Here is an 11,612-nt window from a genome sequence, read left to right as displayed (position 1 = left end):
CCATGACCGATCTGCGCACGCGGACCACCCGCGAGGTGCTCGACGACCACCTGCGGCTCGCCGCCGAGGGCGCGCTGGAGGAGGACATCGCCCGCAACGTGGCCGAGGACGTCGTCGTCCTGATCGCGCGCGGCGTCTTCTCCGGCCACGACGGCGTCCGCGAGCTGGCCCGGCAGCTGTACGAGGAGATCCCGAGCGGGCGGTGGACCTACGGGTCGACGCGGGTGGCCGGCCGGATGGCGCTGCTGGAGTGGACCGTCGACGCCGGCCCGTACCGCGTCTGCGACGGCGCCGACTCCTACCTCGTGGAGGACGGCCGGATCCGCGCGCAGACGATCCACTACACCGTCCACGCCCCGGACGGGCGGCTGCTGATCCAGGCCGACGGCACCCGCCCGTAGCCCCGCGCGGTGCGCATCGCGGCGATCTCCGACGTCCACGGCGACCTCGGCGCGCTCGACGCCGTCCTGGCCGACGTCGCCACCCTGGACGTCGACGTCGTCGGGAACCTGGGCGACCTGCTCTCCGGCGCGGTGCGGCCCGGTGCCACCGCCGACCGGCTGGCCCACGACGAGCTCACCGACCGCCACCGCGCGTGGCTGGGCCGGGCTGCCGCTCACCCCCGCGTCTGACCGCGCGGCGGAGTGCTGCGCGGACCGTCGTCCGCCCGTACCCTCCCGGCCTCGTGCGCCTTCGTCGGATCCCCGCCCTCCTGCTCGCCACCACCGCGCTGACCGGCTGCACCTCGTTCGTGACGGGGATGGGCTCGCCGGCCGAGGCGGGGTTGGCGGGCGCGCTGACCGCCCCGGTGGAGGGCTTCGAGGCGGCCGAGCCGGGCTTCCCGCCGGCCGAGGTCTGCCGCGACAGCGGCGGCACCGACGACGTGCCGGAGGTCGACCCCGCCCTCGGCGACCCGATCGCCAGTGCGCGGCACCAGGACGGCGAGGCCGAGCTCGGCGCCTGGGCCTGGCGGGTCAGCTCGCCCGAGCGGGCCCGGGAGTTCGTCGACGACGCCGTCGGGCAGGCGGACGACTGCGAGTACGACTACTTCGCCGACTACGACGAGGACGGCGACGGGGACATCGACCACGGCGCCTCCGTCGTCGCCTCCGCCTCCTCCTACGAGGGGTTCGGCTGGAGCGGCCTGGAGGTCGGCACGGAGCAGAACGGCACCGCCGTCGAGGAGGTCCGCTACGTGGCCATGGACGACGTCGTCCTGCTCGTCCAGGTCTCGGACTACGACCGCGGCCGCGACGTCACCGCCGTCGCCGAGGCCTTCCTCGAGACCGCGGCCGGGGCGCTGTGACCGCCGTCCGGCGGGCCGCCGCGCTCCTGGTCGCCGCCGCCTCGCTGACCGGCTGCACCTCGTTCGTGACCGGCATGGGCACGCCGGCGGAGCGCCGCCCGACGGGCCCGCCGTCGACCCCGCTCTCGGCGAGCCCACCGCCACCGCCGCCCACCGCGGCGACGGCTCCACCATCCGCGTGTGGGCCTGGCAGGTCGCCCCGGCCGTGGCCACCCGGACGATCGACGACGCGGCCGCCGCCGCGGACGGCTGCGAGTTCTCCCTGCTCGCCGACCACGACACCGACGGGGACGGCGACATCGACGCCGGCGCCGAGTTCACCGGCACGGCCGCCGACCTCGAGCACGCCGGCTGGACGGGCGTCGCGATCGGCCTGGACCGCGACGGCACCCCGGTGACCGCGACCCGCTACGTGCACCGGGACGGCCTGGTGCCGCTCGTCGTCCTCGAGTCCGACGACGGCGCCCCCGACGCCCCGGCGGTCGTCGACGGCTACCTCGAGGACGTCGCCGCCGCGCTGTGACCCGCGCCCACGGCGCCGGTCAGACCTGCTTGGGCATGTGGCCGACGCCGAAGAACCGCATGACCTTGTGACCGGGGTCGGCCGTCGGGTCGAACATGCACGGGCAGCCGCCGTCGATGACCGTGAGCCCGTGCTCGCGCCCGTAGCGGGTCGCGTCGTCCGAGACGCTGCCCGGGCCGGGCCCGCGGTGCATCCACACGCGCTGGATGCCGAGGTCGACGCACTCGCGCACGGTCGCGTCGGCGTGGGCGGGGCTGGTGGCGATGACGACGCCCTCGACGCCACCGGGCACCGACTTCAGGTCGTGGAAGCAGCGATCGCCCTCGACCTCGTCGGCGTTGGGGTTGATCGCGACGACGTCGTAGCCGCGCTCGCGCAGCCGCTTGTAGACGACGTTGGCACCGTGGTCCGCCGGCGTCCGCGACACCCCGGTCACGGCGATCCGCTTGTGCGCCAGGAAATCCGAGACTGCCTGCTTGGTCGGGATCATGCCGACACGCTCGTCCGCCCGGCGCCGGGCCGGCAGTCGGCGGAGGTCCCGTCCGCCCGGCCCCTTCGGCCCCGGCCGTCAGGCCCGTTCGGCGGGCTCCGAGGTGGCCGGCGCCCGCTCGGGCCGGTCGCGCAGGAACAGGTACCAGTACGACGTCGCCACGAACACGACCGCACCGACCAGGTTGCCCACCGCGGCGAGCAGCCAGTTGACCGCCACGTCGCCCCAGCCGAGGTCCGGGACGCCGGCGAACATCGCCGCGGGCAGGAAGAACATGTTGGCCACGACGTGGTCGAAGCCCATCGCGACGAAGGCCGTGATCGGGAAGAAGATCGCCAGGATCTTGCCCGAGACGGTGGTCGCCGCGAGCGACATCCAGACCGCGAGGCAGACCAGCCAGTTGCAGCCCACCGCCCGCAGGAAGGTCTCCCACGCGCTGTGCTCGGTCGCCTTGCCGAGCGCGATGCCCTCCAGCCGCTCGTAGGTGAGCAGCGAGTTGCCGGAGCTGCCGGCCGACCCGATGACGTCGGACTGGACGGCGAGGAAGTAGGCGACGAACAGCGCGCCGATCAGGTTGCCCAGCAGCACCAGGGTGAGGTTGCGGGCGACGTCGGAGCCGGAGATCTTCCCGCGCATCGCGCTGAGCGGGACCAGCATCATGTTGCCGGTCGCGAGGTCGGAGCCGGCGATGAGCACCAGCACCAGGCCGAGGGTGAACGCGGCGCCGGTGAACAGCGTGGGCAGAGTGCCCCACTGGTCGGCGTCCAGGCCCGAGGAGACGGCGATCGCGACCAGCCCGCCGAAGGCGATGTACGCCCCGGCCAGGAAGGCGCTGACCAGCACCCGGTCCCACGAGCGGTGGGTCTTCTTGGCCCCCAGCTCCGTGGCGACCTGGGCCATCTCCTGGGGCTCTCGAGCAGCGGTCACGGGCACCTCCCGGAGGCGGATCGGAACCGATCCGTACCCGCGGGAGGACGAGGAATTCCTCAGTTCCCGGCGAGGGCCGCGCAGGTGGCGAGCTCGAAGACCGCCCGCAGCTCCGCGAACCGCTCGGGCGCCGTCGACGGGGTGATCTGCGCGGTCACGGAGACCGTCACCGTCCGCCGTCCGTCCTCCGTCGCGGCCGCGAACTGGGTGTAGCCCAGCGTGTTGCCGGTGTGCCCGAAGACCGTGCCGCAGGCCGTCTCGTACCGGAACAGCGCCAGGCCGGCGGAGTTCTCACCCGGCCCCGGCGGCTCCGACGAGCCCGGCCGGAACGCGAACTGCTCCGCGCGGGTGGTCTGGTCGGTGAACCGGCCCCGGACGTCGGCGCCGATGAACCGCGCCAGGTCGGCCGGCGTCGACACGACGCCGCCCGACGCCCAGCTCCAGCCGGCCGCCACGAGCGTGCTGACGTCGTCGGGCGGGGCGGCGGCGACGTCGTACCCGTGCAGGTACGGCTCCGGCAGCTCGACGCCGACGGGCAGCGAGGTGTCGTCCAGCCCGGCCCGGTCCAGCACCCGCCGCCGCAGCACGTCGGCGTAGTCGTCGCGGGTGACCGCCTCGATCATCAGCGCGACCAGGATGTTGTCGCTGTTCGAGTACCGGTACTCGGTCCCCGGCTCGAACTCGAGGTCGGGATCGTCCAGGTAGGTCAGCAGCCTGCGGGGCCGCGGCGGGTCGTCGAGCGAGTCCAGCAGCGCCTCGACGAAGCGCTCGCTGCCGCTGAAGTCGGGGATGCCGCTGGTGTGCCCGAGCAGCTGCCGCAAGGTGACGTCCCGCCACTCGGCCGGCTGGCGGCGCAGCAGCTCCCCCACCGTGTCGTCGAGCGACAGGACACCGCGCGCCACCAGGCTCAGCGCGGTCGCGCCGTTGAACGCCTTGGCCACGCTGGCCACCCGCATGGCGTCGTCGGCCCGCGGCGGCTCGCCGGTCTCCAGGTCGGCCACCCCGGCCGTGACCACCGCGAGGTCTCCGTCGGAGCCGAGCGTCACCACCACGCCCGGCGGCCCTCCCGGCGCGGCGACGAGCGCCTCGAGAGCGGCCTGCAGCTGCGCCGTCGCCTCGTCGTCCCCGCCGTGGGCCACCGCCGGCGCCGTCCCGAGCAGGGTGAGCGTGGCGGTCGCGGCCGCCACGAGGAGCCCTCGCGCACGCAGCATCGCGGGAGACTACCGCCGCCCGGGGCGTGAGGGACATGCCACGACCCTTCCGTCACGTGAGGGTCGGGTCCGAGATGCTGGAGGGAACCCGGGAACGCCGACGCCGCCGTTCCGCACCCTCCTGCGCCCGCGCACCCGAGCCCCCGAGAACGGTGGCGTGTCCTTCCGCCTGCGCAGATGTCACGCCCGCAGCAGCTCCGCGAGGGCGCCGACGTCGGGCAGGTCGAGGTGCGGGCGCAGCTCCCCGGGCAGGTCCGCGAACGACCCCGCGTGCCCGATGCCGGTGTGGACGGCGACGGCGAAGGCACCTCCCGCGTGCGCCATGGGCACCTCGAGCTCCGGGTCGTCGCCGACGACGGCGAGGTCGCCGACCGGCAGGCCCAGGTGCCGTCCGGCCGTTCGCAGCGCCTGCAGCGACGGCTTGCCGACGACGGTCACCGGCGCCCCGGTCAGGTCGTGGACCACCGCGCTGATCGCCCGCGACGATCCCAGCGTGCGCCCCTCCGCCGTCGCGAAGTACGGCGACTGCGACGCGCTGTAGTACGGCGCTCCGCCGTCCACCGCCTCGACCGCCGCCTCCAGCGCCTCGAGCGTGAGCTCCTTGCGGTACCAGCCGGCGAAGACGGCGTCGCACGCCGTGCCGCGCAGCGGCGGCAGCGTCTCGATCCCGGCCGCCTCGAGGACCTCGGTGATCCCCTTGACGCCGAGCACCATCACCCGGCGGTGCCCCCGCCGCCGGAACACGTCGACCGCGGACGAGGCCGGGGTCAGGACGCCGTCGGCCGGCACCGGCAGTCCGGTCGCCTGCAGCGCGTCAGCGCACTGCGCCGGGGTCTTGACCGTACCGTTGGTGAACACGCAGAACGGCAGGCCGCGCTCGTGCAGCGCCGCGAGGAGCTCCCGCGCACCGGGCAGCGGGGCCAGCCCTCGGTTGTCCCGGTCGCCGAGCACCAGCGTGCCGTCCATGTCCAGGACGAACCCGCGCACCTGCGCCAGCGACTCAGCCACGGCGCACCGCCAGCGAGAAGCCCGGCTTGGACACCGCCAGGTCGTGCACCGAGGGCCGGGAGCCCAGCTCCGACAGCAGCGCGAGCACCGGCGCCAGCGACGGGTTGGCGTGCCGCGGCGCCGGACCGGCGGCGATCATCGCGTCGACCTGGTCGGCCGGCATGTGCGCCCGCAGGAGCAGCTCCTCGTCGGGGACACCGGGGAAGCGCCGGCGCAGCTCGGCCGGGTCGGGCGGCGGCGGCTCGGCGGCCAGCTCGCGCGCCCGCGGCCGGTCGAGGATCCGGTCCAGCACGTCCGGTGCGATCGGCGCCGTCGGCCGGCCGAACGTGCCCTGCGCGTAGCGGATCACCTGGTCGGGCACGTTCGCGTACCGCTCCTCGCCGATCGTGTTGAACAGCGCCTGGGAGACCACCATCTGCGGGAACGGCGTCACCATGATCGGGTGACCGAGCTCGGCGCGGACCCGGCCGACCTCCTCGACCAGGCCGTCGAACCGGTCCTCCATGCCGATCTCCCGCAGCTGCCGCCGCGTCGTCGTCAGCACCCCGCCGGCGATCTGGTGGTGCAGGAACGCCGCGTCGAAGTCCTGCGGCGCGCCCACCGGCAGCTCCTCGGCCGCTGCGTGCCGGTCGAAGAACCGGCAGGCGAGCTCGAGCGCGCGGTCGTCGACGTCGACCGTGTGCCCCATCTCGCGCAGGTTGGCGACCGTGCGCCGCGCCTCCGGCAACGACGAGCCGTTGCCCAGCGCCCCGCAGCCGACCTGCACCACCTCGACCCCGAGGTCCGGCGCGATCGAGTAGGTCAACGGGGAGAGCCCGATCGTGGCGTGCGAGTGCAGCTCCAGCGGGGTGCCGGCCAGCTGCCCGCAGATCGCCGGCAGCAGGGTGCGCGCCCGGTCGGCGGAGAGGATGCCGGCCGGGTCCTTGACGTAGACCCGGTCGATGTCGGGGCACTCGCGCATCTGCCGGGCCAGGTCGGCGTAGAAGGCGTCGTCGTGGACCTCGCTGATCGTGAACGTCAGCGCGCCGACCACCTCGTCGATGCCGGCCTTCTTCAGCCGCCGGGCGGTCTCGCGGGCGGCGTCCATGTCGTGCATCGGGTCGAGCACCACGACCCGGTCGATGCCGTTGGCGGCCAGCCGGTCGTAGACCAGCTGCATCGTCTCCGGGTGCGAGTTCTCCCAGGAGATGAACCGGAAGCCGGTGCCGATCAGCTGCAGCCTCGTCGTCGGCATCAGCGCGCGGGTCAGCCGGATCCGCTCCCACGGGTCCTGGCGGTGGTTGCGCACCGAGACGCCCATGGCGGTGCTGGAGGTGAAGTCCAGCGCCCGGAAGCCGACCCGCTCGAGCAGCGGCGCGACCTGCAGGACGTGCTCGGTCCGGAGACCGGTGGCGCCCCACAGGCTCTGGTTGCCGTCGCGGATCGAGACGTCGACGAGCCCCACGGCCGTCATCGGCCGACCCCCTGGAGGAACCGCTCGAAGAAGGCGGTGTCGACGCCGCCGGCACGGAACTCGTCGTCGTCCAGCAGGGCCCGGTGCACCGGCACCGTCGTCGTCACGCCCTCGATGCGGAGCAGCTCCAGCGCGGCCCGGGTACGGGCGAGCGCGTCGGCGCGGTCGGTGCCGTGCACGACCAGCTTGGCCAGCAGCGAGTCGTAGAACGGCGGGACGACGGAGCCGCCCTGCACGTGGGTGTCGACCCGGATGCCGTCGCCGGCCGGCAGCACCACCCGCTCGACCCGCCCCGGCGACGGCCGGAAGCCGGCTGCCGGGTCCTCGGCGTTGATGCGGCACTCGACGGCGTGCCCGGTGAGGACGACGTCCTCCTGGCGCAGCCGCAGGGTCAGCCCCTCGGCGACGGCCAGCTGCTCGGCCACCAGGTCCAGGCCGGTCACCAGCTCGGTGACCGGGTGCTCGACCTGGATGCGGGCGTTCATCTCCAGGAAGTAGAAGGTCTGCCGCTCCCGGTCGTAGAGCAGCTCGACGGTGCCGAGGCCGCGGTACCCGAGGTGCGCGGCCAGGGCGAGCGCGGCCTCCCGCATCCCGGCTCGCACCGGCTCGGGGATCAGCGGCGCCGGGGCCTCCTCGAACAACTTCTGGTAGCGCCGTTGCACGGAGCAGTCCCGGTCACCGAGCGCCACGGCGCGGGTGCCGTCGCCGAGCACCTGGACCTCGACGTGCCGGCCGGACTCCACGAAGCGCTCCAGGTAGACGCGCGGATCGCCGAACGCCGCGGCCGCCTCGCTCACCGCCAGGTCCAGGGTGCGCGGCAGCTCCGCGGCCGAGCGCACCAGCTTCATGCCCCGCCCGCCGCCCCCGCCGACCGCCTTGACCAGCAGCGGGTAGCCGACCTCGGCCGCGACGGCCTGCGCCGCGGCCAGATCGGCGGCCTCCCCGCCCGGCACGACGGGCAGCCCGGCGGCCAGCGCGTGCTCGCGCGCCGTCAGCTTGTCGCCGACCGCGTGCAGCGACGCGACCGTCGGCCCGACGAAGAGCAGGCCCGCCTCCTCGCAGGCCAGCGCCAGCGCGGGGTTCTCCGAGAGGAAGCCGTAGCCGGGGTGCACGGCGTCCGCGCCGACCGCCACGGCCGCGCGCACCACCGCCACCGGGTCGAGGTAGGACTGCGCGGCCGGCGCCGGTCCCAGCCGGATGACCCGGTCCGCGAGCCGGGCCGGCAGCGCGTCGAGGTCGGCGTCGGAGGCGGCCAGCACCGACTCGATGCCCAGCCGGGTGCAGGTGCGGACGATCCGCGCGGCGATCTCGCCGCGGTTCGCGATCAGCAGCCGGTGGATCCGCCTCATGCCGGGTCCACCACCAGCAGCACGGCGTCCTTCTCCGCGAACTCGCCGTCGCCGGTGCGGAACTCCACGACCGTCCCGCGGACGCCGGCGTGCACCGGCGTCATCATCTTCATGGTCTCGACGATCCCGACGACGGTGTCCTCCTCGACGGGGTCGCCGGCGTCGACGAACGGCGGCGATCCCGGCTGCGGCGCCCGGTAGAAGGTGCCCAGGAGCGGCGGGTGGACGGCCACGAGCCCCTCCTCCAGCTCGGCAGGGGCCGCACCGGCGGCGACCGGCACGGGGTCGGCGGCCCGGTCCAGCACCGGGGCGCGCCGCACCTGCTGCTCCGCCGTCCAGCCGGAGGCGCCCTCGCGGCGCAGGGTGAGGGCGAGGTCCGCCGTCTCCAGGTGCAGTTCGGCCAGTCCGCTGGAGTCCAGGACGCGGAGGACGTCGCGGACGTCGTCGGGCGTCAGGTGCACGTCACGCCCCCGGCTTCCTGCCGCCGAGCAGGTTGAACACGTGGTCGAACGGGCGGGCGGTGGGCGCGGCCACCTTCGGAGCCGCGGCGTCCTTCTCCGCCCACACCGTCTCGGGCCGGCTCTGGAGCAGGTGGACCGATCCGTCGGACTCCGCGACCGCCCACTCGATGTCCTGGGGGCAGCCGTAGTGCGCCTCGACCCGCCGGGCGGTCGCCGCCAGCTCGGCGATCTCGGCGTCGGAGACCGATGGGCGGTCCCGCAGCTCGGCCGGGACGTCGAGCTCGACGACGCCGTACCCGGACGGGTCGGGGCGGTGCCAGCGGGTCTTGGTGGCCACGGTCCGCCGGGTGATCTCGCCGGTCACCTTGCTGACGACGAAGGAGTCGGGGGTGACGTCACCGCTGACCACGGCCGAGCCCAGCCCCCAGCTGGCGTCGATCGCGACGACCGAGCGGTCACCGGTGAGCGGGCTCCGGGTGAACATCACCCCGGAACTGCGGGCGCCGACCATCCGCTGGACGACGACGGCCATGCCCAGGTCAGCCTCCGGGATGCCGCGCCGGCGCCGGTAGGTCACCGACTCGACGCTGTAGAGGCTGGCCCAGCAGCGCCGGACGTGCTCGACCACGGCGTCGCCGCCGCGCACCCACAGGTAGGTGTCCTGCAGGCCGGCGAAGCTGTCCTCCGCGCTGTCCTCGCTGGTGGCGCTCGACCGGACGGCGACGGGCAGGTCGGGGTCGCCGCACTCGGTGCACAGGTCCGCGTAGGCGCCGCGGACCGCCTCGGCGACCTCGGCCGGCAGCGGCGCCGACTCGACCACGCCGCGCAGCCGGGCGCACGGAGCGGTCAGATCGTCCCCGGGGTCCAGGACGGCGACCCTGCTGCCCAGGTCCAGGTGCTCGACCGAGGCACGGAAGGCCGCCGTCGTCACGGCGAACCCGGTCGGCACCCGGATCCCGGCGCGGGTCAGCTCGCCGAGGCTGGCCCCCTTGCCGCCGACGAGCGGGACGTCGTCCTTGCCGACCTGCGAGAAGTGCAGGACCGCCTGCGTCTGCGTCACCACGGTCACCGGAGCACCGTCACGAGGCCGCGGTCGCCGTCGACGCGGACGCGGTCACCGGTGCGGATCTTGGCCGTGGCGGTACCGGTGCCGACGACGGCCGGCATGCCGTACTCGCGGGCCACGATCGCGGCGTGCGACATCGTGCCGCCGATGTCGGAGACCGCCGCGGCGATCTTGCCGAAGACCGGGCCCCAGCTGGGCGCGGTCACCGGGCAGACGAGGATCTCGCCCTCGCGGATGGAACCGATGTCGGTGACGTTCATCAGCACCCGGGCCACGCCCTCGACCACGCCGGGCGAGGCGGCGTACCCGCGGACGGTGTCCTCGTCGTCGTCCTCGCCGCCGAGCCAGGCCTCGATGGTCTCGTCGGTGACGCCCCAGAGCATCTTCACCGCGGGGTCGTTGAGCGCCTCGGGGACCGGCCCCAGGGCCGGTGGCGGCGACCACCCGGAGAGCGCCTCGACGATCTCCTTGCGGCGGGCGACGATCGGCTGCCAGTACCGCGCGCCCAGCTCCGTGCCGCCCGACGCCCACGCCAGCTGCACGTCGGCGAGCGCGTCCTCGACCTCGACGTGCCGCAGGTGGAACACGTCGTCGGCCGCGCGCAGCACCCCCCGGTCGGCCAGCAGCTGACCGAAGGCCCGGATCTTCTGGAAGAACCGGGTGGTGAACCAGTGCTCGCAGTAGAACTTGTGCGACTCGATGTAGGGGAACACCAGCCGGCACAGGCCGAGCATCTGGTCGAAGGCGGCCCTCTCGTCGTCGCTGCCGAGCAGCGCCCGGTGCTCGTCGGCGATCCGCTCGCGCTCCTCGGCCAGCCGGTCGGTGGGCCGGGTGAGGTCCTCCCCGGCCGCGATCTGCTCCACGTAGCGCGGCAGCGCGGCGAACGGCACGGTCAGGTCGTCGCCCCAGGAGAGGTGGTGGTGGTAGAAGCCGTCACCGACCGAGACGTGGAACCACGGGTCCTTGGCCTCCTCGAGCGCCGCCCGCCACCGGGCACCGGCGTTGCCGCGCTCCTCCAGGGCGGCGAGCACCTTGTGCGGCTCCGCGCCCTCGACGAACAGGTCGGCGAGATCGAGCTCCACCGCCAGCGCGGCCAGCTTCTTCAGCTCGTCGTCCGGCCGGTACATGGTGACGTCCATGCCGGCGACCATGCGGGCCACCATCTGGTCGCCCATCTCCGGGAAGGCCTGCTTGCAGAACTCGAAGAAGACGACGTAGGCGCCGTAGCCGAGCATCAGGAACTCGGTGTGGTGGTGCCACATCTTCGAGTACAGGTCGATGCAGCGGTGGAAGTTCTCCCGCAGCAGGTGGTTGCTCGCGAACCCGCGCGACTCCATCACCACCGACACGTCGTCCAGGTCTCCGAGCCGCGGCACCTCGACCGCCTCGATGTCGGCGATCAGCGCCTCGATGCGCTGCTGCCAGCCGTCGTAGAGGCGCTGCCAGTTCTCGTAGTAGAAGCCGGCCCGCTCCTGGAAGTGGGGTAGCCGCGCCTCGACCTGCGCCGGGTCGGTCACCGGGTTGGCCGTGATGTACACCCGCCCGTTGACGATCCGGTACTCGATCCCCATCGACGTGGGCAGGGGGAACAGCCGGCTCGTGTTGGCCCCGATCGCGGTGTACGGGATCTCCGAGGTGATGCCGTCGAACGCCGGCACGACCTCCGGGAAGTGCATCGAGTTGTAGAACCAGAACCGCTGGTCGTCCTCCGGCTGGAAGCGCGAGAAGTACGGGTACATCTGCTCCCACCCCTCGGCGCCCGGGACGTCGGGCACCTGGGACGGCAGCGGGAACGAGCGCTCGGCCATGGCTCTCTCC

The 11,612-nt window shown here is 74.0% G+C and carries 13 protein-coding genes; 4 read left to right on the top strand and 9 right to left on the bottom strand.

What is annotated here, in order from left to right; genetic code table 11:
- Positions 1–2: 2 nt before the first annotated feature.
- The 4 genes from ACI797_RS09735 to ACI797_RS09720 all read left to right on the top strand — a co-directional run bounded on the left by ACI797_RS09735 (position 3) and on the right by ACI797_RS09720 (position 1,829).
- Positions 3–401 carry a nuclear transport factor 2 family protein gene (locus tag ACI797_RS09735; protein WP_456858411.1) on the top strand — a complete coding sequence of 133 codons (399 nt, stop codon included), beginning with the start codon at positions 3–5 and terminating at the stop codon, positions 399–401.
- A 9-nt stretch (positions 402–410) separates the two neighbouring features.
- Complete coding sequence (locus ACI797_RS09730) at positions 411–632, top strand: metallophosphoesterase (protein ID WP_456858410.1); 222 nt, start codon at positions 411–413, stop codon at positions 630–632.
- Between the two features lie 53 nt (positions 633–685).
- A complete protein-coding gene (locus ACI797_RS09725; protein ID WP_456858409.1) occupies positions 686–1,306 on the top strand; it encodes a hypothetical protein in 621 nt (206 codons plus the stop codon).
- A gap of 178 nt (positions 1,307–1,484) precedes the next feature.
- The gene (locus ACI797_RS09720) at positions 1,485–1,829 is read left to right on the top strand and encodes a hypothetical protein (protein WP_456858408.1); all 345 of its coding nucleotides are present in this window, start codon (positions 1,485–1,487) and stop codon (positions 1,827–1,829) included.
- Between the two features lie 19 nt (positions 1,830–1,848).
- Here the strand turns inward: ACI797_RS09720 and ACI797_RS09715 are convergent, their stop codons facing one another.
- The 9 genes from ACI797_RS09715 to ACI797_RS09675 form a co-directional block, all read right to left on the bottom strand.
- Positions 1,849–2,319, bottom strand: coding sequence for a CoA-binding protein (locus tag ACI797_RS09715; protein ID WP_456858407.1), 471 nt, complete (start codon positions 2,317–2,319; stop codon positions 1,849–1,851).
- Positions 2,320–2,397: 78 nt separating this feature from the next.
- Positions 2,398–3,219 (bottom strand): formate/nitrite transporter family protein, encoded by an 822-nt coding sequence (locus tag ACI797_RS09710; RefSeq protein WP_456858487.1) that lies wholly within the window; start codon positions 3,217–3,219, stop codon positions 2,398–2,400.
- Between the two features lie 86 nt (positions 3,220–3,305).
- Entirely contained in the window at positions 3,306–4,457 is a 1,152-nt protein-coding gene (locus ACI797_RS09705) for a serine hydrolase domain-containing protein (protein ID WP_456858406.1), read from the bottom strand.
- A gap of 180 nt (positions 4,458–4,637) precedes the next feature.
- The gene (locus ACI797_RS09700) at positions 4,638–5,465 is read right to left on the bottom strand and encodes an HAD-IIA family hydrolase (RefSeq protein WP_456858405.1); all 828 of its coding nucleotides are present in this window, start codon (positions 5,463–5,465) and stop codon (positions 4,638–4,640) included.
- A complete protein-coding gene (locus ACI797_RS09695) occupies positions 5,458–6,918 on the bottom strand; it encodes a biotin carboxyl carrier protein (RefSeq protein ID WP_456858404.1) in 1,461 nt (486 codons plus the stop codon). The genes ACI797_RS09700 and ACI797_RS09695 overlap by 8 nt, the downstream gene beginning before the upstream one ends.
- Entirely contained in the window at positions 6,915–8,267 is a 1,353-nt protein-coding gene (locus tag ACI797_RS09690) for an acetyl-CoA carboxylase biotin carboxylase subunit (protein WP_456858403.1), read from the bottom strand. The genes ACI797_RS09695 and ACI797_RS09690 overlap by 4 nt, the downstream gene beginning before the upstream one ends.
- Positions 8,264–8,728, bottom strand: coding sequence for an acetyl-CoA carboxylase biotin carboxyl carrier protein (locus ACI797_RS09685; RefSeq protein ID WP_456858402.1), 465 nt, complete (start codon positions 8,726–8,728; stop codon positions 8,264–8,266). The genes ACI797_RS09690 and ACI797_RS09685 overlap by 4 nt, the downstream gene beginning before the upstream one ends.
- 1 nt (position 8,729) lies before the next feature.
- Entirely contained in the window at positions 8,730–9,797 is a 1,068-nt protein-coding gene (locus ACI797_RS09680) for a PEP/pyruvate-binding domain-containing protein (RefSeq protein ID WP_456858401.1), read from the bottom strand.
- Complete coding sequence (locus ACI797_RS09675) at positions 9,794–11,602, bottom strand: PEP-utilizing enzyme (protein WP_456858400.1); 1,809 nt, start codon at positions 11,600–11,602, stop codon at positions 9,794–9,796. Before ACI797_RS09675 ends, ACI797_RS09680 begins: the two co-directional genes overlap by 4 nt.
- Positions 11,603–11,612 lie beyond the last annotated feature (10 nt).

This window comes from Geodermatophilus sp. SYSU D00691 (assembly GCF_054050275.1).
This window is presented reverse-complemented; position numbering and strand designations above follow the sequence as displayed.

What these genes read in the sequence shown, in the direction of transcription:
- ACI797_RS09735 (WP_456858411.1), top strand. Translation starts at nt 3, where the DNA reads ATGACCGATCTGCGCACGCGGACCACCCGCGAGGTGCTCGACGACCAC.
- ACI797_RS09715 (WP_456858407.1), bottom strand. Translation starts at nt 2,319, where the DNA reads ATGATCCCGACCAAGCAGGCAGTCTCGGATTTCCTGGCGCACAAGCGG.
- ACI797_RS09710 (WP_456858487.1), bottom strand. Translation starts at nt 3,219, where the DNA reads ATGGCCCAGGTCGCCACGGAGCTGGGGGCCAAGAAGACCCACCGCTCG.
- ACI797_RS09705 (WP_456858406.1), bottom strand. Translation starts at nt 4,457, where the DNA reads ATGCTGCGTGCGCGAGGGCTCCTCGTGGCGGCCGCGACCGCCACGCTC.
- ACI797_RS09695 (WP_456858404.1), bottom strand. Translation starts at nt 6,918, where the DNA reads ATGACGGCCGTGGGGCTCGTCGACGTCTCGATCCGCGACGGCAACCAG.
- ACI797_RS09690 (WP_456858403.1), bottom strand. Translation starts at nt 8,267, where the DNA reads ATGAGGCGGATCCACCGGCTGCTGATCGCGAACCGCGGCGAGATCGCC.
- ACI797_RS09675 (WP_456858400.1), bottom strand. Translation starts at nt 11,602, where the DNA reads ATGGCCGAGCGCTCGTTCCCGCTGCCGTCCCAGGTGCCCGACGTCCCG.